This window comes from Amycolatopsis sp. NPDC049691 (assembly GCF_040675005.1).
Taxonomy (GTDB): domain Bacteria; phylum Actinomycetota; class Actinomycetes; order Mycobacteriales; family Pseudonocardiaceae; genus Amycolatopsis.
Genome location: NZ_JBFANX010000003.1, coordinates 259,519 through 285,226 on the forward strand (window position 1 = coordinate 259,519; position 25,708 = coordinate 285,226).

Consider the following 25,708-nt stretch of genomic DNA (forward strand, 5'->3'; position numbering starts at 1 on the left):
CGGACAGCAGGAGCCAGCCTGTTGCCGGACGTCGACGATCTCGGCCGCCGGGAGGGAGCGCTTTGATAAGCCGCGACCGCATGCCCGCCAGCTCCCTAGAAGCATGGATCAGTCCCGCCGCCCGCCCGAGTGGTCGGCGGCCGAGGCAGACATCGAACACAGAGTCAGCAACCACATCGGCCGGATGCCCTTCCGATGACTGGTTGCGCCCAGTCGGCCAGCGCCTCCAGCGCCATGTCCAGCCGGCCCTCGGTCAACGGCTGCCGCGGCTCCGGAGCGGGCCACGTCGAGGTCGGACAGCACTTCGGGCGTGCGCGATCCACTCGGCCGGAACGGGTTCGGACCAGGTCAACCCGCTGCGCCTAGACGCAACCCCGCTGGCAAAACTGACTACGTTTAGCAAATTAGGCATGACACCGAGTGGCCAGACCTGGGGGCTATCGGTCCACCGCTCACCCCCTCGACGGGCACCTCCGCGATGATGCCGAACTGAGTCCTGTAACAAAGAGCCGAGAACTACGACCTACGACTAAGACGACCGCGGAGGTCACGATATGAGCATCACCGCCGTCACCACACGATATGACAAAGTAGAGCCATCGGCGGTCATTCGACGCCCCATCACGCTCCTTAGCTCCTTCATGCTGCCAGCCGAAGGTGACTTCTCCAGTGACAGTGGCTTGACAGATATGTAGCATCCATGATCACTCGTCGAAAGGCACGCACAGCGCTTGTGACTGGTTGCTGCCTGGCCGCCGTTGGCGCACTGGCAGGCCTCTGGCTAACCGATCACCACGACGCCTGGCTTGGTGTCATGATCGCCGCGGTCACTAGTGCTTTCGCTCCTTCGCTCTTCACCAAGCTGAAAGATAGACGGCAGGCCAGGAAAGATCTTGAGCGTGCATTAGAGCCTGAGCGCCAAAATGTCCACGAACAAGGACCCGCCGGTCTACTCGATCCGCGTCGCGCCTTAGTAACCTTTATCGGTCGACAGGCAGAACTAAGTGATTTGATCGCTTGGTGCGAGGACGACGAATCAGGACCTATCCGATTATTAACTGGCCCTGGCGGCACCGGTAAAAGCCGACTGGCGGTCGAACTTGCTAGCCAACTTACCACGATCGGCTGGCACTGCGAGCGAATCGCTGATGACGCCGAGTCAACAGCTGTAGAAAGAGTTCGCCAGGCCGTAAATAGACGAATCCTGCTCGTCGTTGACTACGCCGAGACAAGGACCGGACTCACCAGATTTCTACACGACATCGCCCGCCATGAAGGCCACGCTTTACGGGCGTTGCTCATCGCGCGAAGTGCAGGTGAGTGGTGGGAACGACTTGGCGCGACAGATCCCGCCATCCGTCACATGCTCGGGAGAGCATACGCAGGAAACCCTTTGACCACTGTCGTTGAAGCTGCGATTTCCGACGCCGAGATCGTCCGCATGGCGGTGCCAGTTTTTGCAGCCGCACTCGCCGTCAGGGCACCTAGACATGTTGAAGTTACAACGCAACAGAAGCGGGCCAGAATTCTGGATCTCCATGCAGCAGCTCTTGTCGCTGCTCTGCAATCCGGAAGCACTGGTACGTCGACCGTGCATGTCAGTGTCAATGGAATTCTCATCGAGCTATTGGCACATGAAGACCGATTTTGGCAAGGCAGTGCACAACGTTTCGAACTGTTACAGGGCCCTACAGGCCTCACAGTGGCAACACTGCGCCGAATTGTAGCGGCCGCATGCCTGCTTGGCGCTAGCACCGAGGATGAAGTAACACAGTTGCTGAAACGGGTTCCCGGATCGATAGCTTCAACAAAAGTCGCCTCGTGGCTCCGAGATCTCTATCCGCCACTCACTGACGCTACGCCGACTACTGGCCACCCCCAATGGCTTGGAACTCTTCAGCCAGACCGCCTCGCCGAGTACCATGTCGTCAACCAACTAAAGCTCAGCCCGGAACTTGCCGAGAACTGCTTATCCAATATCGACGATCGACAGGCGCTTCGCGCCTTAACCGTGTTGGGCCGGGCCGCATCAGAATCACCTGCCGCCAAACCTTTCCTTAGGCAAACACTTCCACTACTTAGCCGCGTGGTAAGCGAGATTGAACCAAATATAGATACTTTGAACGCAATTGCGAACACTATAATGTGGCCGCCCTGCGAACTAAGCGACGCCAACGTCATCATCACGCAGCGACTGTTGGATTTGCTACCTTCTGACGATTCTCTTCAGCGAGCGAAGACACTTAGCCAACACGGAATGGCACTCAACTACGCCGGAGAATTTCTCAAAGCAGTCGACGCAGTCCAAGAGGCACTAGCGATATTCCGCAGCATCAACAACTCATATCCCGGCCAACTCACGGGCGGAATACAGGGCTGCCTGACGTATCTCACAATTATATACGAAAATATGGGTCGCATTTCAGATGCGATCATCACAGAAAAAGAGAGGCTGTCGATTGAACAGGAATTGACACATAGTACCCCCAGCGCAAAGGAGATGGAGCAGCTCGCGAAGTCCTTTGACGGCATGTGCATTCGACTGGACACACCAGAACGGTGTGCCGAAATAGTGGAACCGGCAAAGGAGGCCGCGTCCGTTTATCGAAATCTCGCCGAGCTCACCGAATTCAATTCGGAGCATCGAACTCGTTTAGCGAGCGCCCTGCACTATCAAAGTCGAGGCGTGGCAGCCCAGTACACCGAGAGACTATTGCCATTGGAGCAAGCCGCGGCTCTGCGCAAGGAAATCGCGGGCGCCTACCCCGGTTCGCACCATAGACTGTCCTCAGCACTAAGCAATGTCTACCTTGCACTCGTCGAACCAGATCACCTTGTCGCCAAGCTTGCATTTTCCGAAGAAGAGGTTGTAATCCTCCGAGAGTTGGCCGCGATTGACTCCACTTATTCGCCGACACTCGCCTATGAACTATTAAAGGTATCGCAATTGATACCTTTCAGTCGCGACCAAGATGCACTGTCTTACTCTAAAGAAGCAGTTGAAGTATGGCGCAAGCTCGCAGAGGCAGACTCCGGACATCTTGCAGGGCTAGCGTTCTCATTGAGCAGTCTCGGCCGAAAATATGCCGGGTTTAAGCAGTACGACAACGCCGTTGCTCCATCCAAAGAGGCAGCCGAAATCTACAGGAAGCTCGTGACCGCCGACCCCAGCAAGCAGGCCCCACTGGGCAGCTCATTGCAAAACCTAGTGTTCACCTTAGGAAAATTGAACCAACCCAACACTGCCATACCATACGCCAAAGAAGCAGTAGAGATACGCCGCGAACTCACAGAAAAAAGCTCAGACCAGCTCGCAGACCTCGCCTACTCATTAAAGAGCCTTGCCTGGCGACTTTACGAACAGGGCTGTTACGATATCGCTTTAGACGCAGCTAGAGAATCAGAGGCCTTGTACCGACAACTGGTCGACAAGGCTGAGATCATGCTCCCTGGTCTCGCCAATGCACTTGAGCTTATCGGTAACCTCATGACAAAGACTGATCAACCACAAGAAGGGCTTGAATTCCTACTAGAGTCGGCGACTATTGAGCGAAAGGCACTACGCAAATCTCCATATGGTTCCAGCGCAGCTCTTGTCGAAACACTAACTGAGATTTCTGATTTACTTGAAACACTACACCGACCCGCGGAAGCACTGCAAGCTCGTAAAGAGGCTGCGCTTCTCCTCAAGAGAACAACACTCAGGCAGAGCCGAGAACCAAATCAACTCGGTTAGCTGTTGCGGGTCACTCCAAGCCACACCTGAACTAGCAAGGTGGTTACGTCGGACGCCACGCACGCCAGGTCTGGACGTACCGCCTAGCCTTTAGCGTCGCGCTAGATCGCTACTTTTACAACACGGACGGCGTGTGATTGCCATCTCTCGGCAGCACCCTCTCGGCTATCTTGGCAATCGATTCGGTAACAGTGTGAGAGCAGCGGATGCAGGTGCCGATCCCTGTGCGGTAGTCGACTACGTCAAGGATGACGACGCTTTGTAGCACGCGTCTGCCAGGACACAGATGCCGTCAGGACTCGTCTCGTGAGCCGTCACACCGTCACACGCGCTGTGACAGCGACGAATGCTGCTCGACCTGCGGAAACACTTGCTTGTGACGGCTGTGACGGGCCTGCTCGAACCGGTCACAGGCGTCACCACCGGCCTCCGCGCAGAGGCTTTGGGCGTCGGCGGAGCGCCCGTCACAGATTGCGGGGCAGCCGGAGTGCTGCGCGCTGTGCGGCGACGAGTTCGGCGGCCGTGGCCGCGACCCTGTCGAGCGCGGTCACGTGCTCGGTCAGCCGGTCGAGGCCAAGCGTCGTGAGTCGGAGCTTTGCGCGACGTCCGTCGGCTCGGGTCTCCAGATACCCCGAGACGCGCAACCGCTCGACGTGTGGCGCGAACTTCCGCTCGCTCAGACCCAACACACCCTGGACAGCGGCGTCTTCGCACCAGCGCATGTCGGCCACCAGACACGCGATGAACAGCCGCACCGGCAGGAGCAGCAGTGGGTCCAGCTCGCGTTGGAAGGCCGGCACGATCGGCCGCGGACTTGACGTCATTGCTCGATCGCCGGCTGTTCCGCGCCTCCCGGAGTGGGTGCACGGTGGAGGCAGGTCACGCAGGGCATCCCGACCGGACGCTCCAGCAACTCAAGCTCGCCGGGCCCGAACGCAGCGCCGCAGTACGCGGTCAGCCGCTCCGGCATGGTCTCCTCCGCCGGTACCGGGAACACGTGAACGACGCGGCGAGACTCGCCAACCGTGCCGGGTAGCGGGCGCGCGGTGACCAGGCGGACGGTCATCGGGCGCCTCGCCGGTCGTGGTGATCGGCGGGAACGGGCACGGTCGGGGCGCCGCCCGTTCCCGCCGACGTCGTGGTCCGGCCGCCCTGCTCGGGAATGAGCCGCACGCGTTGAGGCGGGCGCGGCGGCAGGACGGCCGGAGTCTGGAGGCGGCCGAACAGGCGACGCCAGCGCGACGGCTTCCCGTGGCACGCGCGTTCAGTCGTCGGCGGGGTCGAGCGAAGCCGGACCAGCGCGTTGCATACGCCGCACCGACGGCCCGGAGGCACCAGGCAGGAGTCGAGCAGCACTTCGCGATCGCACAGCGAGTCGTAGCGGCCCGTCTGGAGTGCGATGCCGTCGGCAAGGTCTTCGTCGGTGACGGCGTGGTCCAGGTTGTCGGCCACGCTGCGGTGCCAGGTCACGTACAAGCGCGAAGGCCGCGAGCCGCGTTCGCCGCTGGTCACGTTTCGCTCCCCTGGTCGCCGGATGTGTTGAAATCATCCAAACCGGAGGACCCGCCCACGCCCAGAGCGCAAACGTCGGTGTTTCGTGGCGGAGATGTGGCGGTCATCGACTCTACCAGGAAATATGCCTGCTAGGCTGTGATCACTGTCAGCAGAGCGAGGTGTTCGGATGGTCAGCATTCGTCGGCGCGAGGAGCTTGTTTCAGCTCGCAAGGCGGCCGGGCTGACTCAGGAGAAGCTCGCTGAAGTGATGTGCGTCGACCGATCAACCGTCATCCGGTGGGAAGCCGGCGAGTACGCGCCCCTGCCCTACCAGTGGCCGAAGCTGGCCAAGGTGCTCGGCCGCTCCGCCGACGAGCTGCGCGAGCTGATCGGCCGGCGCCTGCCCAAGAAGCGCCGATGCTCCGGTCGCGGCTTGACCCTGCGTTCGGCTGGCTGGATTGGCACATCGGGTGGCCCCCAGGAACTACGCGCACGCGAGTCGCAGCGGCCGCGACGGCGGGGTCGCATGTTGGAGCTACGACCGGGCGGAGTCTCGTGGCTGAGACCCTGGCGAGCTACTACGGCGATTCGGTTCCAGGTCACGCGCTGTACGCCGCGCGATGCGGTTCAGTTTTGATCACGACCAGTGTCCTGACACGGACGGCGTGGCTGGATTTGGCTTGCCCCTTGACGTTTGAGAGCGACCAGTTGGCATTGTCGGCCGACGGCGACACGTCGCGCGAGCAGGTTGACGCGGCCGCCGCGGTTCGCAGGCTGACTGAAGCCGCGACCCATGACGTCCGTATCGCCGACGTGCCGCTCTACCGGCTCACGGACGTGCAGGTTCAGCCAGGGACGGTCGGCGGCAAGGTCAGCGTGGTGCCGTTCGTCGAGTACGCGCTGAGTGTCGACCTTCTCGAGCGCGAGCTACTTGAGAGCCTGGCGGCCGGTCGCGACCAGATGCCGCTCCGGGACCGGTACCTGCCCGATCTTCCTGCAGTGCTCGACCTTCAAGGACGGCTTTGCGCCGGTGGAGTTCTCGCTTTGACGGCGATTGCTCGGACGGCCGACCCGTACCGCGGTGAGGCGGACTACCTGCTCCTGATCCAGGAGCGGTCGGGACATGTGCTGAACGCTGCGCGCAGGCTAGCCGTGATCCCGAAGAGCTTCCACGCACCCCTTGCCAACCACCGTGCCGACGCGCGGATCGGCGCCACGCTGCGACGCGAGCTGGAAGAGGAGCTGTTCGGGCGGGTCGACGTCGACCGGACGACCGGAACGCAGCGGGCCGCCGACCCGATGCACCCGAGCAGGCTGTCTGCTCCGATGCGGTGGCTCACCGAGCAGCCTGGCCGGCTGCGGATGGAGTGCACCGGGTTCGGTTTCAACCTGGTCAGCGGGAACTACGAGTTCGCCAGCCTGGTCGTGATCGAGGATGAGGAGTTCTGGCCGCGGTTCGGGGGCGACGTCGAGGCGAACTGGGAGGCCGCCGGGCTGCGGCAGTACTCGACGCTCGACGGCGACTTGATCAGCGAGCTGATCGGCGACGAAACCTGGAGTAATGAGGGGTTGTTCGCATTTCTCCAGGGCTTGCGTCGGCTCGCCGAGATCGGCGGCGATCGAGTGCAGATTCCCGCGGTGGCGTTATGTTGCTGACGGCCAGCGGACGGTGAGGACCACCGAATCCGCCAATGCTTCCCAGGAATGGTCGACTCCTGGACCCCACATCACGTAATCGCCCTGCCGATTCATAATCTTGCCGCCGCCGGTGACCTCGACACGGAACTCTCCGGAGACGAGCATCACGAGGGTGGTTCGCTGGTCGTCGGACGTCCACTCAGGACGTTTGTCGCCTGCAGGGTGGTTGGCCCACTTAACTTCCACGTCCTTGGAGGCGCGGACGCCTTGCGACGGGTCGATGAAGTGGCCGACCAGCCAGCCGCGGGTGTCGGCTGCGTCGTCGTTGGCGTTGCCGGCGGTCCAACCGTCGCTCACTGGCTGATCTCCCATTCAATCTCGGGCAGTTTCACACGCTCTCCGCCGATTTCAGCAAGGCGTCGGAGTCCTTGCGTCATGGCGAACAATCCTTCGTTGCTCCACGCTACATCACCCAACAACTCGGTGACGAGTTCCGCGTCGGTAGTCGAATACTGACGAAGAGTCGCAGATTCCCAGTTTGCTTCCACCACTCCGCCGTAGCGTGCCCAGAATTCTTCGTCGTCGATGACGATCAGGCTGGCGAACTCGTAGTTCCCGCTCACGAGGTTCAGGCCGAACCCGGTGCACTCCATCCGCAGGCGGCCTGCCTCCGCCATGAGCCAGCTCATCGGCTCGGTGAGCTTGGTCGGGTGCAGTGGGTCGGCCGCCAGCATGTCGCCCAGGGTGTTGTCGATGTCCGGGCGGCCGAACAACTCCTCCTCCATCTCACGGCGGAGCGTCATGCCGACCTGCGCGTCCCGGCGGACGTCGGTGAGCGGCTGGTGGAAGCCCTTCGGGATCACCGCGAGCCGACGCGCGGCGTTAAGTACGTGGCCGGACCGCTCCTGGACCAGGAGCAGGTAATCCGCTTCACCGCGGTACGGGTCAGCGGGCCGGGCAATCGCGGTAAGCGCGAGTACGCCACCCGCACACAGGCGGTCGCCGACGTCGAGCACCGACCGAAGGTCCGGCAAGTAGCGATCTCGGAGCGGCATGGCGTTCGAGCCGGTGGCCACGGCGTCCACCAGCTCGCCTTCGAGTAAGTCGACCGTCAACGCGTAGTGCACGAACTGGGACATGCCGAACGTCCCGCCGAGCTGGTGTTCACGGATGTCCGTGCTCGTCAGCCGGTAGATCGGGCTGTCCGTCAGCCGGGTGTTCATGGACAGCGTCTCGGCGAGCCGCTGAACAGCGCGGCCGGCGGCGTGGTTGTCCAGGTCCAAGTCAGCTTCAGGCTGCGCGCTCGGAACACGGAACCGGTCGTGCGGCGGGCGCAGTTCACAGTCCAGGTCCAGCCAGTCTGCGCAGGTCAGAACGCTCGTGTTCATGGCCAGCTCGCCACACTGAGCGGTGTACAGGCCGTGGTCGTCGAGCCGGTTGCCGTAGTAGGTGGCCAGCGCTTCCGCGACGTCACGTTGGCTGACCCAACCGCGTCGTATGCCGCGGTCGTGCAGGTCTTGGACGTCGACAGTCGCGACCCGCTCAGCGACGGCGCGGCGCGCGCTCCCAGGCGTCCAGTGGGCGTGCCGGTCGAGCCATTCGAGAGCCGCGCCGATGTGGGGGTCCGCGGCAAGCCGCTGGTCGGCCTCCGTCGTGTCGACGGCCAGCCCCTCGCCGATCAGCTCGGCGAAGCGGGCGCGCTCGGCCTCCGATGCCCGTTCATGGGCGGTGTCCAGGACCTGTTGCATCTCCGACTGCGGTCTGAGATCCGGCTTCTTGTGCCAGGACGCCACCGTGCGCGCGCTGATTCCGAGATGTTCGGCGAACCGCTCTTGACTGAGTCGCAATGCCGACTGCAATGCGACCGCTGTTCGCCCAGTCCATCCCCCGGCCGGACTCATCGCGCTCCCGAATGTCGCTGATCTGCGGTGGTTGTGCAGTGGTGCTGCGGTGCTTGTGCATGGGTTGCGACGCCGTTCCAGCCTTCAATTAGAGGCATGGAAAACACCTCACTCACCAAGTCACTAACGCTTCGGCTTCACGTGATCGACCACGGTCGCAAGGCTCGTTTGGACGTCCTCAAGCCGGTCGGTGATCTCGACCAGGCGCTGTTCGAGCGCGTCCAGCCGGGACCACAGTTCATGACCGTCGTCGGCGGGCTCGTCCGGGTGCGGCGGCGTGCGGTTCTGCAGCACAGCCAGCAGATGTTGCGGGTGCCAGCCCAAGGTCGTCGACAGCGCTTCGAGCGTTCGCGCGCTCCGACGGCGCTCCACCGTGTGGTGCTGGAGCTCGCGCACGATCGCCTGCGACACGTGCGATCGCTCGGCCAGCTCGCGTTGTCGCCAGCCGAGTTCGTTCACGCGCATGTTGATCGCCTTGGCGACTGCCGCCCAGTCCTCCGTCACGTATTCCTCCGCGCTCCGCCTCAGCGCCGAGATTAGCGGTTCGTCGAGCTTTCTCCGCGCCGCCTAGCGCATTGCCTGCGGCGCGTCGGACAAACACGTCCGACTAAGAGCTGAAATCAACAACATAGTCTTGAAATCATCAGATTGGTTCTCTCATGAACGCCAAAAAGACCTTTCACACCATTCCCGAGTCCGCGTGGATTCTCGGCGTCTCCCGCAACACCGTCAGCCGGGCGATCCGGACCGGCATGCTGCGCGCCACCCTCTGCCGCTCCGGGCTGCGCGTGTCGTCTGCCGAGCTGACCAGGGCCCTTCAGGACGGAGGTGCGGCATGGAAGCCGACGACCTCTGGCTGATCGGCATCGCGTGGCGGCTCGAACGTCTGCGGTGGGTACCTACCGATGTCCTGCGCGACGTCGTGACCAGCGATGGAGCCTGCATGACGCCGTCGGAGGCCGGTCCGCCGGACGCTCGCGATGACCGGGAGTTCGCCAAGCTGCTGTGCGGCGGCTGCCCGGTCCAGGACGAGTGCCTTGAACTGGAACTTCGGACGGCCGGCGTCCAGACGGTCGGAGTCTGGGGCGCGATGACCGACGACGACCGGCGCGCGCTGCACCCGCACTGGCTGCGTCGCGGCGAGCGTTTCGAGCGAGGTGCACGATGAACGGACTCACCGTGACGCCCACGCAGATCCTCGCCGGTGTCGGCGTGCTGATCGTCCTGTTCTGGGTCTGGCGGGCCGGTGCTCGCCGGGCGAAGGCCGCGGCCGAAGCTGCTCGGTCTGGAGCGCGGCTCGTATCGTTGGCCGGGCGCGTGCTGTTCAATGCCGGTTTGATCGTCGCTGTCCAGTGGGTGGTGATCGCTCACCCGGGTAGCCCGTGGCTGCTGTTCGCCGTGCTCGGGTTGCCGGCGCTGTTTGCGTCCTACGCGCTGACTCGCGCCATGACCGTGACCACCGTCGACACCTCGAAGCGGGGTGGTCGACGATGAATCGGGCGCAACGGCTCGCGCAGGACGCGGCCGAGGCCGCCGAGGTGCGCGCCTATCAGACCGATCCGGACGTCGTCGCGCTGCGGATCGAGCGCGTGCGGCGGCAGGTCGACTGGATGTGCTGGTCCGGGATCGTGCTCGGACTGCGTTCACGATGACCAATGTTCAGGGCTTCGCGTCAGCCGGGACACGGCCGGGGTCACTGCCGTGGCTGGCCGCGTGGGTGCTGGACCCGACCGTCTCGCTCGTGCTGCTGGCGATCCTGCGAGCGGAGCAGGTGACCGCGCGGTATCAGGTCAAGACGGGCGCGTGGGTGCGGCGGGCGAAGTGGTTCACGCTCGCGGCTACCTACGTGATGAACACCTGGACGTCGTTTGCCGCCGGGGAGGCCGCCTCGATCGTGCTGCATTCGGTGCCGCCGCTCGTCGTGTTCGTCGCCGTCGAGGCGATCACCGACCTGCGGGACAAGCTGACCGATGCCGTGCTGGTAGCTGCTGAACGGCCTCCCGTTCAGCAGGAGACCGGCGGGCGGCGGGTGCTGTTCGCCGACTATCTCGCCGTCGCTCGGGAAATGTGGACGCCGGACGTCGAGATCACGCCGGCGTGGGTGCGGCGGGCAACCGGGTGCTCACGTGGCCTGTCACCCCGGCTGGCGCGCGCGCTGCGGGCGGAGGTGGGTCATGACTGACTCGTTGCCGGTCAAGGCCGATCCCGTGCTCGACGGCGAGCTGATCGACGACACGTTGCCGCAGCCGCGCCCGCGTGCGCCGAAGAGGAATCGCTTCGTGTTGTGGTGGCTGCACTCGCCGCGCGTGCCGCTGTGGCTGAAAAGCAAGCCGCAGGCGAGGCAGGCACTTAAGGATGCCGTGGTGTGGCTGGTGCTGTCGCCGTTGCGGTTCCTCGGTGCCGTTGTGCGCGGTGTCGTGGTCGGCGCGCGGTGGTGGCGCGGCTGGGTGACTGTCCGGGACTATCGGACGGCCGCCGAGGAGTCGGAGAAGCTTGCCGACAAGTTCACCGAGATTCGGGCGCTGACGTTGTTCCGGTGGAAGGTCACCGGTGCGGTTGTGGTCGTGACGGCTGTGGCGGTCGCCATTGTCGATCTCGTGTACGGAACCGATCCTTTGTGGATCGGCGGCGGCGCTGCCTCAGTGGCGCTCGCGATCCTCGGGCGAAGGAAGGACGGTAGTCCTGGGCGTAAGCCGGCGCTCGCCGGTCCGCGAACGTTGACATGGACGATGGACCCGCAGGTCCTGGTGGACGCGTTCCGGGACGCGAAGCTGATCGGCAAGGACGAGACGTTGCGGCTCGTCGAACGTGCGACGCGCGTCGGAGACGGCTGGGCCGTCACCGTCGATCTCCCTGCCACCCGCAAGGCGGCCGACGTGGTGAAGAACCGGGACGCGCTCGCGTCGGCGCTTGCCGTCGATGAGGTACAGCTCATCGTGGAGCGCGTCCGCGGCAACGGCGGACACGCCGGACGGGTATCGATGTGGGTAGCCGACGAAGACCCGTACAGCTCGCCACCGTTGCGGACGCCGCTGCTCGGCGTGACGCAGTGGGACGCGTGGCGGCCGATCCCGTTCGGACGGGACGCACGCAACCGGCGGATCGACCTGCCGCTGGTGTGGACGTCGCTGCTTGTGGGTGCGATTCCGCGGCAGGGCAAGACGTTTGCCGCCCGGCTCGCGGCGGCTGGACTCATCCTTGACGCGTGGGTACGGCTGTACGTCGCGGACTTCAAGGCCGGAAAGGACTGGGACGCGGCTGGCCTGGTGGCGCACCGGTTCATGTCCGGCGACGAACCCGAACACGTCTTGGCCCTGGTGGACTGGCTGATCGAGCTGGTCGGCGAGGTTCAGACGCGGTTCCGGCGGATGCGCGACCTGGACGACCTGACGTGCCCGGAGTCGAAGGTCACGCCGGAGATGTCCCGCGACAAGGCGCTGGACATGCCGATTACGGCGATCTTCATCGATGAGGTACAGGTTCCGCTGGAGGACCGCACGCCCGTTGACGTTCAGGGAAAGAAGCTTCCTGCGGGTGAGTACGTCGGCGAGTTGCTGACGTGGCTGGCGAAGAAGGGACCGGCGGCCGGGATCGTGCTCGTGCTCGCCACTCAGCGGCCGGACTCCAAGACGATCCCGTCCGGGCTGCGAGCGGTGCTCGGTTCGCGGTTCGCGCTGCGGGTGATGGACTGGCGCGACTCCAACATCGTCCTTGGCGAGCAGATGAACACGCGCGGGTTCGACTCATCCAGGCTTCTGCCCTCGCACAAGGGCGTGGGCGTCCTGCGGCCGGACGGCGACACGGCGGCCGGGGCGGACGTGCTGGCCATGACGGTCCGGACCTACTACATGCCGAACGAGGACTGGCGGACTATCTGTGAGCAGGGCCGGGCACTGCGCGAGGCGGCCGGGACGCTCACCGGGCACGCGGCCGGCCAGGACGCGACGCCGGTGCTCGACCACGCTGCGGCGGTCAAGGCGATCGGTGCAAGTCATCCCCTTGACGCGGTTCCGTCGCCAGGTGAGCTGCCTGAACTGCTCGCGTCGCTCGTCGAGTACCTGGGCGACGACCTGGGCCCGGATGGCAGGGAGTTCGTGCCCACTGCTGAGCTGCTGGGCGCTCTGGAGATCGACCGAAAGACGTTCGCGCAAGAGATGACCAACCTGGGATGCCGGCCTACGCGCGACCGTGTGACCGGCGAAGACGGCGAGGTTCGGCAGGTACGCGGGTACTTGACGGCTGAAATCAGGAGCGCCATCGGCCGCGTAACCACTGACACCGGCGCGACAGACAAGGACGACCGGCCATGAGCGCCGCTCGTTCCGAAGAACCGCAGATCCGGGTTATCCTACCTGCGGGATTGCCCGAGTTGACGCCTGCCGTCGCGCGCGCACTGCTGGCTGTTCTGATCGAGGTTACTGAGGTGCCGATGCTGGACATGCCGGCGGAGGGGATGAACCGTGAAAGCTGAAATCATCAGCGACCCGTGGGCAACGCTGGACGATCTTCTGGGCCTTGAGGTCGCCGACGTGGCGGACGACGGGATCGGGAACCTGGCGGGCTACGGCCGGTGCTCGACCGAGGACAATCAGGACCCGGAGACCTCGCGCGGCTGGCAGTTCGGGAACGCTCGCAAGTTCGTCGAGCCGCTCGGCGGGCAGATCGTGGCGGAGTTCTTCGACGTCGGGCAGTCCCGGTCTGTCCCGTGGGAACGACGAACCGAGGGCGCGCGGCTGCTCGCCGAGTTGAAGAATCCGCGCCGCGGATGGGATGGGATCGTCGTCGGTGAGGGCACGCGGTGTTGGTTCGGCAATCAGTTCTCGCTTATCGCGCCGAAGTTCGCGGCGTACGGCGTGGATCTGTGGGTCCCAGAACTGGGCGGCAAGTACGACGCGCGGAACCCGTCGCACAAGATGCTGATGAGCGTGCTCGGCGGGATGAGCGAGTCCGAACGCCAGCACGTTCAGGCTCGCGTCCGTGCGGCAATGGACGCGCAGGTGATCAACGAAGGACGGCACCAGGGTGGCCGGGCGCCGTACGGCTACGTCGTCGTCGACAGCGGTCCGCATCCGAACCCGCGAAAAGCTGCGGAAGGGTTCAAGCTGCGGGTACTGGCGCTCGACGAGACGACAGTGGACGTGGTCCGCCGGATCTTCGCCGAGTACCTCGACGGAAACGGCGATCGCGCGATCGCCAACCTGCTCAACCGCGACGGCATTCCCTGTCCCTCCGCGCATCGGCCGGACCAGAACCGGCACCGGCTCGCGGACGGCTGGCAAGGCAGCTCGGTGCGGGCGATCCTGGACAACCCGCGATACACCGGCTACGCGATCTTCGGGCGCTGGACGAAACAGGAGACGCTGCTCGACCCGGAAGACGTCGCCGCGGGCCACGTGGTGCGGTACAAGCGCGCGGCGCCGAACCGGATCGTACGCTCGCGCGAGCAGGCGCATCCAGCGATCGTATCCGTGGAGACCTTCACGCAGGTACAGCTTCTGCGTCGGTCGAAGTCGGCGGGCGGATTGAAGACGGCACGCAAGGCCGAGCGAGGCGCCCGGAAGACCGCGCGGTCCTACCTCCTGCGCGGACTGGTCCGATGTGGAATCTGCGGCCGGAAGATGCAAGGCGCCACGATCCGGAAGGGCGCCTACTACCGCTGCACCTCGCGGACCATGGCGCCCGGCTCACTGACGCTGGCGGATCATCCGAAGACGGTCAACTTGCGCGAAGGCGTGGTCGTCGAGGCGCTCAGCGGATGGCTTCACGAGCTGTTCCACCCGGACAACCGCGACCGGACGGCGGCCGCGCTACTCGGGTCGGACGGCAATCAGGCCGGCGGTGGTGCGTTGGACGCGGTGAGGAACAGGCTGGCGGACGCGGAGGCAAGGCTTCAGCGTTATCAGGCCGCCATCGCGGCGGGAGTGGAGCCCGAAGCACTCGTCGACCCGATCAACCAGGCACAGGCCGAGCGAGCCACCGCGAGAGCACAGATCGAGAGCCTTCCGGCAGGCACGAGCGTGTCGACAGCCGAGGTCTACGCGAGGATCGATCAGCTCGGCGACGTCTGCGGAACGCTGGCAGACGCAACGACGTCCGGCCTGAGCCGCCTGTACCGAGCGCTGAACCTAGAGCTACGCTACGAACCAAAAGAGCTGGCCGTCTATGCGACGACCAGCCCGGGTGTAGATAGTGCGTGTGTCCGAGGGGGGACTTGAACCCCCACGCCCGTTAAGGGCACTAGCACCTCAAGCTAGCGCGTCTGCCATTCCGCCACTCGGACCTGCTGAAGAAAGAGTATACGGCGCCTCCCCGGCCTCGTTCAGGGGGGTCTGGATCCGCCTCTCCGCCCCTCTGGCATGATCGGCAAGTTTCAGCCTATCTGCATCGATTCAGCGAGCCAGCAGCACGGGACCTTGTACCGCTCGTGCAGCGTCGGGATGCGGCTGTCACGCAGGTCCAGGCGGGTGTCCGGCAGCGTCGACCAGATCACGTGCCGCCTTCGCCGCCTCGGCATCGCGCTTGCTGCGCGCTCAACGGAGTTGTACTCCCAAACGCCCTGACAAGGTAACCGCCGTACGCGCCTTCGAGGGCCTTCCCGAAGCTCCGCCGACGATGGCGATGCTCCTCGGGTCGGGTATCAGCGTCTCGTGCACAGCCGGTGTACGCCGCGTGCACGTGGTTTACAAGGTCGCCGGCGCTTCCTAGGATTCGCCGCTCGGGCCGCGGAACAGGAGGACTTTGGATGGGTCGGCGGCGGGACGACGACGAGATCTCCGTCGCCGAGCTGCTCCGGGAGACCGGAGCGACGCCGCGCTCGCTCGGCGGGCCGTCCGTGGCTGCGGTGCCCCGCGACGAGGACACCGGTGATGGATACCGTGAACGGCTCGAGCAGCGGGCCCGTGCGGCCGCCGCCGCTCAGCAGCGGGCCGGGCGGCGGATTCGGTGGATCTCCGCCTTTGCCGGCGCTGTCGTGGTGCTCGGCAGCCTCGTCCTCATCGCCGTGACCTCCGGGAGTGCGCAGCAGCGGGAGGCCAGGCCGCAGGAACCGCTCGCGCCCGCGACGACTCCTCGGCCGGCTCCTGCGTCGACCCGGCCGAGTCCGACGCCCATCCCGACCGTGCTGCGGCAGTCCGCGACGCCGACGCCGACGTCCACGCCGACTTCGAGCGCGGCCAAGCCTCCACCAGTCGAACCCGCGACGTGCGTTGTGCGCTTTTCCGTGACCGACCAGTGGAACGACGGCTTCACCGCGGGCGTCGCCATCACCAACAAGAGCGGCCAGACGCTCTTGCCGTGGACGCTCGCCTGGACCTTCACCGCCGGGCAGCAGGTCACCCACGGCTGGGACGGCAAGTACAGCCAGAGCGGCAGCCGGGTGACCGTGCACGCCGAGTCCTACAACGCCACCCTCGCGCCGGGGGCGACGGTCAGCACCGGGTTGAACGGGGCCTTCGACCACGGGAACCCGCCGCCGACGGCGTTCACCCTCAACGGCGCCCGCTGCGACGCGGGCTGACCATCCGCACGTCGGCCAGCTCCAGCAGGCCGTCCAGCTCGACGCGCGCGGACGTCCGGCGCGGGTCGGGCACCAACCCCTCGGCGCGGACGACGTCGAGCAGGCGGCTCGCCAGCGGCAGCACCAGGTGCCGGCCCCAGCAGCGCTCGCTGACGTGCCCGAACGGCAGGTAACCCGGGTGCCGGTCGGCGTCGAGCCCGGCCCAGCGCCGCGGCCGCCACTCGTCCGGGGCCTCCCACAGCTTCGGTGAACGGTGGCTCAGCAGCGGCAGCAGCAGCACGTCGTCGCCGGGGGTGATCCGAGCGTCGACCTCGGTGAACTGCGGCGAGCGCACCCGCAGGATGTTCCACGACGGCGGCAGCAGCCGCAGCGCCTCGTTGATGACGTACTCGTTCGGGACGTCGTCGTCGAACGGCGCCCCCAGCCACACCGCGTTGGTCACCAGCGCGGCGACGGTGAAGCAGATCGGCGCGGCGACCCGGCGGTAGAGGTACATCCGGAACCGCCGCTCGGCCAGGGTTTCGGCCGCGACGACCTGGCGGGCGAGCGTCGACAGCTCCGCGGCCGGACCCGGCCGGCGGGCCAGCGCGGCCCCGGCTGCGACGGCCGACCACGTCAGCTTCGGCGTCAGCTCCAGGCGGCGGTCGACGAGCACGCGGAACCGGCGCGTCTCCGGCCCGAAGACGAATCGGCGCAGGTAATCGTGGGGCACGGCCGGCCACGCCCCGGTGAGATCGGGCCGGTCGGCGGGCCGCTTCAGCGCGGCGCGGACGTCGGCGCCCAGCGCCTGCATCAGGCTGGCGGACTCGGCGCGGGTGACCTCACGGCCCAGCACCGGCTTGAACGTCGGGCGCTCCTGCGCGCCCGCCGGCCGGGCGCGCAGCACGGCGTCCATCAGTCCGGGATCGGCGATCCCGACCGTGTCCGGCTCGAGGCGGAAGAGCCCGCTGTCGCGGTGCTCGCGCAGCAGTTCCGCCAGGCGGGGCGCGAAGACGACGGTGCGGCGGGCGGGGGCGATGACCACGTTCGGCACTCCTCCACGGGAACGGGCCGGTCCCGGTGACCGGGACCGGCCGCGCGATCAGATCCAGCCGTACCAGGCGTAAGCCTTCAGGCTCTTCTTGGGAAGCGCTTTCTTGACCAGGCGGACGAGCTTCACCGGATTCCTCCCTAGTGCGGTTGTCAGAACCGTGATCGACACTAGGCACAGCGGGATCGGTTCAGCACCAAGCACTACACGTTCGGTCCAGACCTTTCGGCGGGAAACGGGCGCCAAGAAAAATGCGTGTTAAATCAGCTGAGCACTTCGCGCATGAATGTCACAAGCCAGTGCTGCGCCGGGCTGCGGGCGTGCGTGTGGCGCGTGTACACCGACACCTGGGCCGGCTCCACCTCCAGTGGCAGCTCGAACAGCCGGACCTCGTGCTGGGCCGCGAACATCTCCGCCACCAGGCGAGGCACCATCGCCACCAGCTCACCGTCCTGGACCAGATACGGCAGCGCCGCGAAGCGGGTCACCTCCAGGACCACGCGGTCCAGCAGCCCGTGCGCCTCCAGCGCCCGGCGGGGGCCGTCGTGGCCGGTGGGGCCGAACACCGTCACGTGGCGCTCGGCCGCCAGTGCGGCGAAGTCCACCGAAGCACCCAGGCGCGGGTGGTCCCGGGCCACCATGCCCAGGTACCCCTCCGAGAACAGCGGGACCCGCGCCACGCGCTGGGAGCCGATCAGCGGGGAGGCGATGAACGCGTCGATCTCGCCGCGGCCCAGCTGGTCGGCCGCGCGGTCCACGTCCAGCGGGCGGACCGTCAGCGTCACGCCGGGGGCCGCCGAGGGCAACGCCGCCATCAAGCGCGGCAGCAGCGAGATCTCCCCCAGGTCCGACAGGCACAGCGTGAACGCCGCCCGTGCGGTCGCCGGGTCGAACGACCACGCGCCGCTGACCGCCGTCTCGATGCCGGACAGCGCGCTGTGCAGCGGCTCGTACAGCGCGCGGGCCGTCGTCGTCGGGACCAGGCCGCCGCCCGTGCGGCGGAACAGCTCGTCGGAGAAGCGGCGCCGCAGCTTCTGCAGGCTGTAGCTGATCGTCGGCTGCGTGACGTGCAGGGACTCGGCCGTCGCCGTCACGCTGCGGGTCTCGTAGAGCAGCACGAACGTGCGCACCAGGTTGAGGTCGAAGTCCCGCATTATCGATCCCCTCTATGAACCACCGAGGCAACATCTATTGGAACACGTGCCGCGGTCTCCCTAGGGTCCTGGTCCAACCCGCCCGAGAGGACAGCGCATGCCCACCGCCCGCCGGCTCGCCCACGAGTTCCTGCACCGCCGCGGCCTGACCACGATCTTCGGCAACCCCGGCTCCAACGAGCTGCCGTTCCTCGCCGAGCTGCCCGGTGACTTCCGGTACGTCCTCGGGCTGCACGAAGGCGCCGTCGTCGGGATGGCCGACGGCTACGCCCAGGCGACCGGGCGCCCCGTGCTGGTCAACCTGCACGCCGCCGCCGGCTCGGGCAACGCCATGGGCGCGCTGACCAACGCCGTCTACTCGCGCTCTCCCCTGGTGCTCACCGCCGGCCAGCAGGTCCGCGCGGCCATCGGGCTGGAGGCGATGCTCGCCAACGTCGACGCCACGCAGCTGATGCGCCCCCTGGCCGCCTGGTCCGGCGAGCCGAGCTGCGCCGAGGACGTCCCGCGCTCGCTCGCCCAGGCCGTGTTCGAGGCCGAGCTGCACCGGCGCCCGAGCTACCTCTCGGTGCCCTACGACGACTGGGCCGTCGAGCTGGACGCCAACGCCGCCGTGACACTGGACCGGAACGTCCAAAGAGGACTCACGCCGAGCGAAGCCCAGCTCGACGACCTCGCCGAGAGCGTCAAGACCGCGAAGAACCCCGCGCTGGTCCTCGGCGGGGACATCGACGCCCTCGGCCTGTTCGACCGCGCTGTCGCCCTCGCCGAGCACCTCGGCCTGCCGACGTGGGTGGCGCCGTCGCCGCACCGGCTGCCCTTCCCCAACCGGCACGCGCTCTTCCGCGGCGTGCTGCCGGCCGGCATCGCGCCGGTCTCGGCCGCGCTGACCGGGCACGACCTCGTGCTCGTGCTCGGCGCGCCCGTCTTCCGCTACCACCAGCACGTGCCCGGCGCCTACCTGCCCGAGGGCACGCGGCTGGTCCAGGTGACCGACGACTTCGGAGCCGCGGCCCGCGCGCCGATGGGCGAGGCGCTGGTCGCCGACCCGGCACCGGTGATCGAGGCGCTGCTGGCGAAGGTGCCGGCGAAAACGTCGAAGGCCGAGTTTGTCGAGAGTCCCGAGCCCAAGACGGCCGAAAAGGCGCTGCACCCCGAGCAGGTTTTCGCGGCGCTGCGCGAAACGCAGGCCGACGGCACCCGGTACGTCGTCGAATCGACGTCGACGAACTCGGCGTGGTGGCGGCAGCTGGACCTGCGCCGCGAGGGTTCCTACTTCTTCCCCGCCGCCGGCGGGCTCGGGTTCGGGCTGCCCGCCGCGGTCGGCGTCGCGATGGGCAGCCCGGACCGCCCGGTCGTCGGCGTCATCGGCGACGGCTCGGCCAACTACGGCATCACCGCGCTGTGGACCGCCGCGCACTACCGCGTCCCCGTCACGTTCGTGATCCTGCGCAACGGCGTCTACGGCGCGCTGCGGTGGTTCGGCGAGCTGCTCGGCACCCCGGACGTCCCCGGCACGGAGATCCCCGGCCTCGACTTCACCGCGATCGCCGCCGGGTACGGCGTCGAAGCCACCACGGTCGCCGACGAAGACCACCTGCGCACCCAGCTCAAGACGACCCCGGACGGCCCCCGGCTGATCCAGGTCGACACCGAACCGACCACACCGGAGTGATCATGACCTTGCTGGACACCGAGTTCCGCCGCGGCAGCGGCGGGACCCACGCCGTCGTCGAACCGGCGACCGGGGAAACGCTGGGCAGCGTGGGCATCGCGACGACGGCGGACGTCGCGAGCGCCGCGGCCTCGGCGGCGCAGGTCCAGCGCGACTGGGCGCGGCGCAAGCCCGCCGAGCGCGCCGCCGTGCTGCGCCGCGCCGGCGAGCTGTGGGAGGCACACGCCGCCGAGGTGCAGGACTGGATCGTCCGCGAAGCCGGTTCGACACGGCCCAAGGCCGCGATCGAGACGGAGATGGCCGCCGGGATCTGCTTCGAGGCCGCGGCGTTGCCGACCCACCCGCGCGGTGAGGTGCTGAGCACGGGCGAGCCGCGCTGGTCGCTGGCCCGGCGCGTCCCGGCCGGCGTGGTTTCGGTGATCTCGCCGTTCAACTTCCCGCTGATCCTGGCGATCCGGTCGGTCGCGCCCGCACTGGCGCTCGGCAACGCCGTGCTGCTCAAGCCGGACCTGCGCACCGCCGTGTCCGGCGGGGTCAGCATCCTGCGCGTCCTCGAGGAGGCCGGCCTGCCCGAAGGCCTGCTGCACCTGCTCCCCGGGGACGCCGCCGTGGGCGCCGCGGTCGTCGACGCGCCCGAGGTGTCGGTCGTGTCGTTCACCGGCTCGACGGCGGCCGGACGCAAGGTCGGCGAGGCCGCGGCGCGCTCGCTCAAGCGCGTCCACCTCGAACTGGGCGGGAACAACGCGCTCGTCGTGCTGCCTGGCGCCGACGTCGCCAAGGCCGCGTCCGCCGGTGCGTTCGGCTCCTTCCTGCACCAGGGCCAGATCTGCATGACCACCGGCCGCCACCTCGTCCACGAGTCCCAAGTGGACGAATACGTCGAGGCACTGGCGGAGAAAGCACGCCGGCTGCCCGTCGGCAACCCGGCCGAGCGCGACGTCGCGCTCGGCCCGATCATCGACGACCGGCAGCTCGCGCACGTCACCGACGTCGTCGACCGCAGCGTCGCGGCCGGCGCCCGGGTGCTCGCCGGCGGCAAGCCCGACGCGCCGTTCTACCCTCCGACCGTCCTCTTCGGACTCGACGACGAGACCCCGGCCTGGCGCGAGGAGATCTTCGGCCCGGTCGCGCCGGTGCGCTCCTACCGCACCCTCGGCGAGGCCGCGCGGCTGGTCAACGCCTCCGAGTACGGCCTGTCGGTCGGCATCCTCGGCGACGTCGGCACCGCGATGACACTCGCCGACGAGGTCCGCTCGGGCAAGGTGCACATCAACGAGCAGACCGTCGGCGACGAGCCCACCGCGCCGTTCGGCGGGGTCGGCGACTCCGGCAACGGTTCCCGCTTCGGCGGCGCCCAGGCCAACATCGAGGCCTTCACCGAAACCCAGTGGCTGACCGTCCGCGCGGACATCGCCGGCTACCCGTTCTGAGGAAACCATGACAACGACGTCTTCCCGTCCCGTGTGGACGGCGGTGCTCTGCTGGCTGACCGTCCTGCTCGAGGGCTACGACCTGGTCGCGCTCGGCGCCACCATCCCGACCCTGCTCAAGAGCGGCTACCTCGGCTTCACCGCGGCCGGCGCGACCGCGGTCGCCACCGTGTCGCTGGTCGGCGTGGCCGTCGGCGCGGCCTGCCTCGGCCCGCTCACCGACCGGTTCGGCCGCCGCGTGATGCTGATCGGCTCGGTCCTGCTGTTCTCGCTGTTCACCCTGTTGACGCCGCTCGCGCCGAACGTCGCGACGTTCGGGGTCTTCCGGTTCGTCGCCGGCCTCGGGCTCGGCGCGTGCATGCCGGTGGCGCTGACGGTGATGTCGGAGAACCTGTCCGCGCGGCGGCGCGCCAGCGCTAGCACGTTCACGATGACCGGCTACCACGTCGGCGCGGTGCTGACGTCGATCCTCGCCCTGTCGGCGAAGGAAGACTGGCACGTGCTGTTCTACGGCGGCGGGATCGTCGGGCTGCTGGCCGTGCCGCTGATGTGGTGGAAGCTGCCCGAATCCGCGGCGTACCTGGCGGCACGCGAGCAGCCGGAGACCGAGCGCGTCGGGCTGCGCGACCTGCTGGGCACGCGGTTCCGGCGGATCAGCATCGCGGTGTGGACGGGGTCGTTCATGGGCCTGCTGTTGGTCTACGGGCTCAACACGTGGCTGCCGCAGCTGATGCGGACCGCGGGCTACCCGATTTCGACGTCGATCACGCTGCTGCTGGTGCTCAACATCGGCGCGGTGCTCGGGCTGGTGCTGGCCGGCACGATCGCCGACCGGTTCGGCATCCGGCCGATCGCCCGGATCTGGTTCGGCGCCGGTGCCGTGCTGCTCGCGGCGCTGAGCCTGAAGATCGGCAACGCCTTCGTGCTCAACGCCGTCGTGCTGCTGACCGGCGTGTTCGTGTTCTCCGCGCAGGTGCTGATCTACGGGTACGTCGCCCACGCCTTCCCGGCGCAGGCGCGCGGGACGGCGCTCGGGCTGACGTCGGCGGTCGGCAGGCTCGGCTCGATCCTCGGGCCGTTCGTGACCGGCGCGCTGGTCACCGCCGGGGTCGCGTACCCGTGGGGCTTCTGGTTCTTCGCCGTCGTGGCCGCGTTCGGGCTGGTCGCGGTGCTGATGCTGCGCGGCGAGGCGCGGACGTCGTCGCGGTTGACGACGGCGTCCGCGGGGTAGCCGCCAGGATGACGCAACCACGTGACGAAGCCGGCGAAGAGGACTCGAGCGGTAATCCGGTCGAGGTGCCGCCCCGCCGTGACGAGCCGGAAGGGCCGTTGGAGGACGAGGAAGCCCGTGCGCGGCCGGGCCACCCCGGCGCGCACGAAAACTTCCGCGGCGACGACTAGGCCGTCTCCTCGGGACGGCGGCGCATCGTCGGCTCGGGGTTCTCGGTGCGGCGGTCGGAGTCCGCCAGGACCTGGCGGGCCTGGGCTTCGGGGTCGGCGCTGTCGGCGGCCTGTTCCTCCGGCAGCAGCTCGGCGCGGGTTTCCGTCCGGTCGGGGATCTTGTCGTCCATGCCCGGGTGGTACCCGATCACGACGGGACTCAGACACCCAGCCAGCCGACGGCGAGCGCGATGACGAGCCCGGCGACCATCAGCACGAGGACGCCGGTCAGGACCAGCCAGAGCACCGGCGCGGTCTTGCCGGGCATCGGCTGCGGGTGCGAGAGGCCGGAGGTCTGCGCGGAGTCGGGTGGTGTGCTGCCCGGCGGCACGCCACCACCGGCCTCGAGGTCCGGGGTCCGACGGGGGTCCGGATCCGGGGGCTGGGCGGTCATGGCGGGTCCTTCCGTCGCGGTCGGCTTCCCCGGCGGGTGCCCGGAAGGCAAGCGGGCAAACCCGCCTCAGTCCCGCCCGCGCCGGTTGCCGACCGCGTCCCGGCGGAGGCGGTCCGTCTCCGCCGAGATCTCCCCCAGCTCCTCCGCCAGCCCCGCGTGGTGCCCGGCCAGGTGGGACCGGGCCGCGGCCAGCGGCGGCAGCAGCGTCGCGGGGTCGTCGTCGCCCAGCGCGGCGCCCAGCCGGTCCGCGCTTTCCTGCGCCGCCGGGCCGAGGCCGTCCAACGCGCTCACGCGGCCGGCCAGCTTGCGCAGGTTCGCCGAGTTGCGCCGGGCCCAGTCGGCGACCGCCCGATCACCCGCGCGGCGGTCGCGCTCCGCGTCGACCCGCGCTTCGCCCGTTTTTTCGCCGGTGTGCGACGGCTGCAGCCGCAGGTACCGCCGTTCCGCGGCCTGGCGGCTGGCCACCCCCAGCGCCGGCGCCAGCGCCACCCAGCTCGCCCCGGCCGACCGGGCCGCCGTGATCAGCTCCGGCTCCCAGGCGGCCAGCTCCTCGCGCAGCACCCGCAGCCCGGTCAACGCCGTCAGCAGGGCCTCCCGGTCCGCGGTGCCCGCGCGGGCCGCCTCGACCACCTCGTGGATCCGGCTCACCGCGCCGGCGGGATCGCTATCACCCATTCGTCATCCTTCCGACGACCCTCATGTTGTCATCTCTTTGATGACATGCTAAAACAGACACCTCCGTTCGTCGAGATCCCGGAGGTGGTTCCGATGGTGCAGCGCACCGGATCGTTTCGCGACCTCGGCTCCGGCGGACGCGCGGTCTGACCGTCCCCACGGCACGGAGGACGACCCCGTGCTCACCGACTCCGTGACCGCGCTGCTCGAAGAGCTCCTGAAGCGGATCGCCGCCGACGTGCCGGGCGCCCTCGGCGCGGCGGTTTCCGTGCACCACCACGGATTGCCGCTGCACGTCGCCGCCGCCCACGGGCTCGCGGACGTCTTCGTCCCGGCCCAGCTGGACGGGCTCGGCGGACCGGTCGCGACCGCCGGCGACACGGGCCTGCCGGTCGTCACCGCCGATGTCTTCGCCGACGAGCGCTGGCCGTCACTCACCTTGGACACCCTGCTCGAACGCCACCCCGGGCCGGACTGGTCACGCGTCCGGGGCGTCGCCGCGCTGCCCGCGCCGTGGGACACCGAGGGCAGGTTCGTGCTGTCGGTGACGCTCGACCGGCCAGCCACCGACGAGACGCTGAAGGTGTTGCGGCGCCACGAAAGGTTCACGGCGATGGCACTGGTCGTCGCCGAGGCGGCCCAGCCCGACCGGACCGAGCAGATGCTGGACCTCCTGCAGTCGCGGGCCGCGCTGGAGGAGGCGAAGGGCATCGTCATCGCCCTGCGCCGCTGCGACCCCGACGAGGCGTGGGCGACGCTGCGGCGCGCCAGCCAGCAGTTCAACGTCAAGGTGCGCGAACTCGCCGTCGCACTGGTGGAACTGCTGGGCGGCGCGCCGGCGCCGCAGCCCGACGGCGACCGCACGATCGAGCCGAGCCCCGCCGCGCGCGTCGCCGCCGAACAGGTGCTGCGCGCCTTCGAATCCGGCCCCGCCGAGCTGACCGACCCCTAAAGGGATCAGGCCGGCTCGACGCGGAACACGGCGATGCGCTCGGCCGCCGCCGCGACCGCGTCCGGCGTGGCCGCCTCGGCCAGGCCGGTGGTCACCAGCCGCTTCCCCACGCTCGCCGGGCTGTCCGCGACCAGCCGGCGCAGGAGCGGACGGCGTTCCTCCACCGGCACCTCCGTCAGGCGCGCCCGCGACGTCCGGCGGCCGCGGGTGAGCGTCACCTCGGCCGCCGCCCGGGCGTTCGCCACCCAGGCCGCCTTCGGGTAGGCCTGGAAGATGTAGCGGCCGCCGTCGATGGGGATGACCGCGATCGGGAAGGTGCGCGGCACGCCCGTCCGCCGTCCCGGGACGGTGAGCAGCTGCATCGGGCCGAACGCGACCCCCAGCCGCTGGAGCCCCACCACGATCTTGTTGCCGGCGTTGACCATCCGCCGGTAGTTCTGCGCTGTCGTCATGCCACGACCGTACACCAGATCGTATGGAACTCGTATTATCTGTGGTCCGTATCAGTGGCGTTCCGGCCCGGGCTGCGGGTCTGGCGGGAGTGGGTCCGGCACGGGCGTGCCAGGGTGCGGCGCGGGCCGGTCCGGACCCGGACCGGGCGGAACCGGGTCCGGACCGACCGGCTCGGGCTGGACCGGCTCGGGCGGCGCCGGGGGTGCGGTCAGGCGGTCTGCGT

Annotated in this window: 28 protein-coding genes, 1 tRNA gene and 1 pseudogene; 16 read left to right on the forward strand and 14 right to left on the reverse strand. The window is 67.9% G+C overall.

Annotated features, from left to right (window positions below; genetic code table 11):
- Positions 1 to 700 precede the first annotated feature (700 nt).
- Complete coding sequence (locus tag AB0J40_RS08240) at positions 701 to 3,736, forward strand: tetratricopeptide repeat protein (protein ID WP_364449283.1); 3,036 nt, start codon at positions 701 to 703, stop codon at positions 3,734 to 3,736.
- Positions 3,737 to 4,200: 464 nt separating this feature from the next.
- Here the strand turns inward: AB0J40_RS08240 and AB0J40_RS08245 are convergent, their stop codons facing one another.
- From AB0J40_RS08245 to AB0J40_RS08255, 3 genes are read right to left on the reverse strand one after another with little or no spacing between them, the layout of a single operon-like run.
- Positions 4,201 to 4,560, reverse strand: coding sequence for a MarR family transcriptional regulator (locus tag AB0J40_RS08245; protein WP_364449285.1), 360 nt, complete (start codon positions 4,558 to 4,560; stop codon positions 4,201 to 4,203).
- Positions 4,557 to 4,802, reverse strand: a complete 246-nt coding sequence (locus AB0J40_RS08250; RefSeq protein WP_364449287.1) for a hypothetical protein — start codon at positions 4,800 to 4,802, stop codon at positions 4,557 to 4,559. The genes AB0J40_RS08245 and AB0J40_RS08250 overlap by 4 nt, the downstream gene beginning before the upstream one ends.
- Positions 4,799 to 5,248, reverse strand: coding sequence for a hypothetical protein (locus AB0J40_RS08255; protein ID WP_364449290.1), 450 nt, complete (start codon positions 5,246 to 5,248; stop codon positions 4,799 to 4,801). Before AB0J40_RS08255 ends, AB0J40_RS08250 begins: the two co-directional genes overlap by 4 nt.
- 169 nt (positions 5,249 to 5,417) lie before the next feature.
- Between AB0J40_RS08255 and AB0J40_RS08260 the strand changes: the two genes are divergently transcribed.
- Both AB0J40_RS08260 and AB0J40_RS08265 read left to right on the forward strand, forming a co-directional pair.
- Positions 5,418 to 5,867, forward strand: coding sequence for a helix-turn-helix domain-containing protein (locus AB0J40_RS08260; RefSeq protein ID WP_364449293.1), 450 nt, complete (start codon positions 5,418 to 5,420; stop codon positions 5,865 to 5,867).
- Entirely contained in the window at positions 5,786 to 6,886 is a 1,101-nt protein-coding gene (locus AB0J40_RS08265; protein ID WP_364449296.1) for a transcriptional regulator, read from the forward strand. The genes AB0J40_RS08260 and AB0J40_RS08265 overlap by 82 nt, the downstream gene beginning before the upstream one ends.
- On the opposite strand, the gene AB0J40_RS08270 is transcribed toward AB0J40_RS08265, so the two are convergent.
- The 3 genes from AB0J40_RS08270 to AB0J40_RS08280 form a co-directional block, all read right to left on the reverse strand.
- A complete protein-coding gene (locus tag AB0J40_RS08270; protein WP_020640047.1) occupies positions 6,875 to 7,225 on the reverse strand; it encodes a signal peptidase I in 351 nt (116 codons plus the stop codon). The two genes, AB0J40_RS08265 and AB0J40_RS08270, sit on opposite strands and share 12 nt — an antisense overlap.
- Complete coding sequence (locus AB0J40_RS08275; RefSeq protein ID WP_364449298.1) at positions 7,222 to 8,769, reverse strand: transcriptional regulator; 1,548 nt, start codon at positions 8,767 to 8,769, stop codon at positions 7,222 to 7,224. The genes AB0J40_RS08270 and AB0J40_RS08275 overlap by 4 nt, the downstream gene beginning before the upstream one ends.
- A 123-nt stretch (positions 8,770 to 8,892) precedes the next feature.
- A complete protein-coding gene (locus AB0J40_RS08280) occupies positions 8,893 to 9,273 on the reverse strand; it encodes a helix-turn-helix transcriptional regulator (RefSeq protein WP_364449300.1) in 381 nt (126 codons plus the stop codon).
- 155 nt (positions 9,274 to 9,428) lie between these two features.
- Here AB0J40_RS08280 and AB0J40_RS08285 point away from each other — a divergent pair, with 155 nt between their 5' ends.
- The 7 genes and pseudogenes from AB0J40_RS08285 (at position 9,429) to AB0J40_RS08315 (ending at position 14,984) form a co-directional block, all read left to right on the forward strand.
- Positions 9,429 to 9,629 (forward strand): helix-turn-helix domain-containing protein, encoded by a 201-nt coding sequence (locus tag AB0J40_RS08285; RefSeq protein ID WP_326952244.1) that lies wholly within the window; start codon positions 9,429 to 9,431, stop codon positions 9,627 to 9,629.
- Positions 9,605 to 9,937: a WhiB family transcriptional regulator gene (locus tag AB0J40_RS08290; protein ID WP_364449303.1), complete on the forward strand. Its 333-nt coding sequence runs from the start codon at positions 9,605 to 9,607 to the stop codon at positions 9,935 to 9,937. The genes AB0J40_RS08285 and AB0J40_RS08290 overlap by 25 nt, the downstream gene beginning before the upstream one ends.
- Complete coding sequence (locus AB0J40_RS08295; RefSeq protein ID WP_326952242.1) at positions 9,934 to 10,263, forward strand: hypothetical protein; 330 nt, start codon at positions 9,934 to 9,936, stop codon at positions 10,261 to 10,263. Before AB0J40_RS08290 ends, AB0J40_RS08295 begins: the two co-directional genes overlap by 4 nt.
- Positions 10,260 to 10,951: pseudogene (locus AB0J40_RS08300) on the forward strand (hypothetical protein). The gene AB0J40_RS08295 and the pseudogene AB0J40_RS08300 overlap by 4 nt, the downstream one beginning before the upstream one ends.
- The gene (locus tag AB0J40_RS08305) at positions 10,944 to 13,079 is read left to right on the forward strand and encodes a cell division protein FtsK (protein WP_364449306.1); all 2,136 of its coding nucleotides are present in this window, start codon (positions 10,944 to 10,946) and stop codon (positions 13,077 to 13,079) included. Before AB0J40_RS08300 ends, AB0J40_RS08305 begins: the two are co-directional and overlap by 8 nt.
- Positions 13,076 to 13,240 (forward strand): hypothetical protein, encoded by a 165-nt coding sequence (locus AB0J40_RS08310; RefSeq protein WP_364449309.1) that lies wholly within the window; start codon positions 13,076 to 13,078, stop codon positions 13,238 to 13,240. The genes AB0J40_RS08305 and AB0J40_RS08310 overlap by 4 nt, the downstream gene beginning before the upstream one ends.
- Complete coding sequence (locus AB0J40_RS08315; RefSeq protein WP_364449312.1) at positions 13,230 to 14,984, forward strand: recombinase family protein; 1,755 nt, start codon at positions 13,230 to 13,232, stop codon at positions 14,982 to 14,984. Before AB0J40_RS08310 ends, AB0J40_RS08315 begins: the two co-directional genes overlap by 11 nt.
- Here AB0J40_RS08315 and AB0J40_RS08320 read toward each other — a convergent pair.
- A tRNA-Leu gene (locus AB0J40_RS08320) sits at positions 14,966 to 15,049 on the reverse strand. The genes AB0J40_RS08315 and AB0J40_RS08320 overlap by 19 nt on opposite strands.
- Positions 15,050 to 15,511: 462 nt before the next feature.
- Here AB0J40_RS08320 and AB0J40_RS08325 point away from each other — a divergent pair.
- Positions 15,512 to 16,285, forward strand: coding sequence for a cellulose-binding domain-containing protein (locus AB0J40_RS08325; protein ID WP_364449314.1), 774 nt, complete (start codon positions 15,512 to 15,514; stop codon positions 16,283 to 16,285).
- Here AB0J40_RS08325 and AB0J40_RS08330 read toward each other — a convergent pair.
- Genes AB0J40_RS08330 through AB0J40_RS08340 form a run of 3 tightly spaced genes read right to left on the reverse strand, consistent with a single transcriptional unit; the run spans position 16,257 to position 18,469 of the window.
- Positions 16,257 to 17,309 (reverse strand): cytochrome P450, encoded by a 1,053-nt coding sequence (locus AB0J40_RS08330; RefSeq protein WP_364449316.1) that lies wholly within the window; start codon positions 17,307 to 17,309, stop codon positions 16,257 to 16,259. The genes AB0J40_RS08325 and AB0J40_RS08330 overlap by 29 nt on opposite strands.
- Before the next feature lie 57 nt (positions 17,310 to 17,366).
- Positions 17,367 to 17,519: a tryptorubin family RiPP precursor gene (locus tag AB0J40_RS08335; protein ID WP_364450059.1), complete on the reverse strand. Its 153-nt coding sequence runs from the start codon at positions 17,517 to 17,519 to the stop codon at positions 17,367 to 17,369.
- Between the two features lie 59 nt (positions 17,520 to 17,578).
- Entirely contained in the window at positions 17,579 to 18,469 is an 891-nt protein-coding gene (locus AB0J40_RS08340) for a LysR family transcriptional regulator (RefSeq protein WP_364449319.1), read from the reverse strand.
- Between the two features lie 97 nt (positions 18,470 to 18,566).
- On the opposite strand from AB0J40_RS08340, the gene mdlC reads away from it, so the two are divergent.
- The 4 genes from mdlC to AB0J40_RS08360 are packed head-to-tail and all read left to right on the forward strand — an operon-like array spanning position 18,567 to position 22,972.
- A complete protein-coding gene (gene mdlC / locus AB0J40_RS08345) occupies positions 18,567 to 20,141 on the forward strand; it encodes a benzoylformate decarboxylase (RefSeq protein WP_364449322.1) in 1,575 nt (524 codons plus the stop codon).
- Positions 20,142 to 20,143: 2 nt separating this feature from the next.
- Complete coding sequence (locus AB0J40_RS08350; protein WP_364449325.1) at positions 20,144 to 21,571, forward strand: aldehyde dehydrogenase family protein; 1,428 nt, start codon at positions 20,144 to 20,146, stop codon at positions 21,569 to 21,571.
- 7 nt (positions 21,572 to 21,578) lie between these two features.
- Complete coding sequence (locus tag AB0J40_RS08355) at positions 21,579 to 22,802, forward strand: aromatic acid/H+ symport family MFS transporter (RefSeq protein WP_364449328.1); 1,224 nt, start codon at positions 21,579 to 21,581, stop codon at positions 22,800 to 22,802.
- Between the two features lie 8 nt (positions 22,803 to 22,810).
- A complete protein-coding gene (locus tag AB0J40_RS08360) occupies positions 22,811 to 22,972 on the forward strand; it encodes a hypothetical protein (RefSeq protein WP_364449331.1) in 162 nt (53 codons plus the stop codon).
- Here AB0J40_RS08360 and AB0J40_RS08365 read toward each other — a convergent pair.
- From AB0J40_RS08365 to AB0J40_RS08375, 3 genes are all read right to left on the reverse strand, one after another.
- Positions 22,969 to 23,142 (reverse strand): hypothetical protein, encoded by a 174-nt coding sequence (locus tag AB0J40_RS08365; RefSeq protein ID WP_364449334.1) that lies wholly within the window; start codon positions 23,140 to 23,142, stop codon positions 22,969 to 22,971. The genes AB0J40_RS08360 and AB0J40_RS08365 overlap by 4 nt on opposite strands.
- 29 nt (positions 23,143 to 23,171) lie before the next feature.
- Positions 23,172 to 23,405, reverse strand: a complete 234-nt coding sequence (locus AB0J40_RS08370; protein ID WP_364449336.1) for a DUF6480 family protein — start codon at positions 23,403 to 23,405, stop codon at positions 23,172 to 23,174.
- A gap of 66 nt (positions 23,406 to 23,471) precedes the next feature.
- On the reverse strand, positions 23,472 to 24,080 hold the full coding sequence (locus AB0J40_RS08375; RefSeq protein WP_364449339.1) for an HSP18 transcriptional regulator: 609 nt from the start codon (positions 24,078 to 24,080) through the stop codon (positions 23,472 to 23,474).
- Between the two features lie 178 nt (positions 24,081 to 24,258).
- On the opposite strand from AB0J40_RS08375, the gene AB0J40_RS08380 reads away from it, so the two are divergent.
- The gene (locus AB0J40_RS08380; protein ID WP_364449341.1) at positions 24,259 to 25,032 is read left to right on the forward strand and encodes an ANTAR domain-containing protein; all 774 of its coding nucleotides are present in this window, start codon (positions 24,259 to 24,261) and stop codon (positions 25,030 to 25,032) included.
- 5 nt (positions 25,033 to 25,037) lie between these two features.
- Here AB0J40_RS08380 and AB0J40_RS08385 read toward each other — a convergent pair whose 3' ends face one another.
- A complete protein-coding gene (locus tag AB0J40_RS08385) occupies positions 25,038 to 25,484 on the reverse strand; it encodes a nitroreductase family deazaflavin-dependent oxidoreductase (protein WP_364449343.1) in 447 nt (148 codons plus the stop codon).
- Positions 25,485 to 25,708 lie beyond the last annotated feature (224 nt).

What these genes read in the sequence shown, in the direction of transcription:
- AB0J40_RS08240 (WP_364449283.1), top strand. Translation starts at nt 701, where the DNA reads ATGATCACTCGTCGAAAGGCACGCACAGCGCTTGTGACTGGTTGCTGC.
- AB0J40_RS08245 (WP_364449285.1), bottom strand. Translation starts at nt 4,560, where the DNA reads ATGACGTCAAGTCCGCGGCCGATCGTGCCGGCCTTCCAACGCGAGCTG.
- AB0J40_RS08250 (WP_364449287.1), bottom strand. Translation starts at nt 4,802, where the DNA reads ATGACCGTCCGCCTGGTCACCGCGCGCCCGCTACCCGGCACGGTTGGC.
- AB0J40_RS08260 (WP_364449293.1), top strand. Translation starts at nt 5,418, where the DNA reads ATGGTCAGCATTCGTCGGCGCGAGGAGCTTGTTTCAGCTCGCAAGGCG.
- AB0J40_RS08275 (WP_364449298.1), bottom strand. Translation starts at nt 8,769, where the DNA reads ATGAGTCCGGCCGGGGGATGGACTGGGCGAACAGCGGTCGCATTGCAG.
- AB0J40_RS08285 (WP_326952244.1), top strand. Translation starts at nt 9,429, where the DNA reads ATGAACGCCAAAAAGACCTTTCACACCATTCCCGAGTCCGCGTGGATT.
- AB0J40_RS08290 (WP_364449303.1), top strand. Translation starts at nt 9,605, where the DNA reads ATGGAAGCCGACGACCTCTGGCTGATCGGCATCGCGTGGCGGCTCGAA.
- AB0J40_RS08295 (WP_326952242.1), top strand. Translation starts at nt 9,934, where the DNA reads ATGAACGGACTCACCGTGACGCCCACGCAGATCCTCGCCGGTGTCGGC.
- AB0J40_RS08305 (WP_364449306.1), top strand. Translation starts at nt 10,944, where the DNA reads ATGACTGACTCGTTGCCGGTCAAGGCCGATCCCGTGCTCGACGGCGAG.
- AB0J40_RS08310 (WP_364449309.1), top strand. Translation starts at nt 13,076, where the DNA reads ATGAGCGCCGCTCGTTCCGAAGAACCGCAGATCCGGGTTATCCTACCT.
- AB0J40_RS08325 (WP_364449314.1), top strand. Translation starts at nt 15,512, where the DNA reads ATGGGTCGGCGGCGGGACGACGACGAGATCTCCGTCGCCGAGCTGCTC.
- AB0J40_RS08340 (WP_364449319.1), bottom strand. Translation starts at nt 18,469, where the DNA reads ATGCGGGACTTCGACCTCAACCTGGTGCGCACGTTCGTGCTGCTCTAC.
- mdlC (WP_364449322.1), top strand. Translation starts at nt 18,567, where the DNA reads ATGCCCACCGCCCGCCGGCTCGCCCACGAGTTCCTGCACCGCCGCGGC.
- AB0J40_RS08350 (WP_364449325.1), top strand. Translation starts at nt 20,144, where the DNA reads ATGACCTTGCTGGACACCGAGTTCCGCCGCGGCAGCGGCGGGACCCAC.
- AB0J40_RS08355 (WP_364449328.1), top strand. Translation starts at nt 21,579, where the DNA reads ATGACAACGACGTCTTCCCGTCCCGTGTGGACGGCGGTGCTCTGCTGG.
- AB0J40_RS08360 (WP_364449331.1), top strand. Translation starts at nt 22,811, where the DNA reads ATGACGCAACCACGTGACGAAGCCGGCGAAGAGGACTCGAGCGGTAAT.
- AB0J40_RS08365 (WP_364449334.1), bottom strand. Translation starts at nt 23,142, where the DNA reads ATGGACGACAAGATCCCCGACCGGACGGAAACCCGCGCCGAGCTGCTG.
- AB0J40_RS08370 (WP_364449336.1), bottom strand. Translation starts at nt 23,405, where the DNA reads ATGACCGCCCAGCCCCCGGATCCGGACCCCCGTCGGACCCCGGACCTC.
- AB0J40_RS08375 (WP_364449339.1), bottom strand. Translation starts at nt 24,080, where the DNA reads ATGGGTGATAGCGATCCCGCCGGCGCGGTGAGCCGGATCCACGAGGTG.
- AB0J40_RS08385 (WP_364449343.1), bottom strand. Translation starts at nt 25,484, where the DNA reads ATGACGACAGCGCAGAACTACCGGCGGATGGTCAACGCCGGCAACAAG.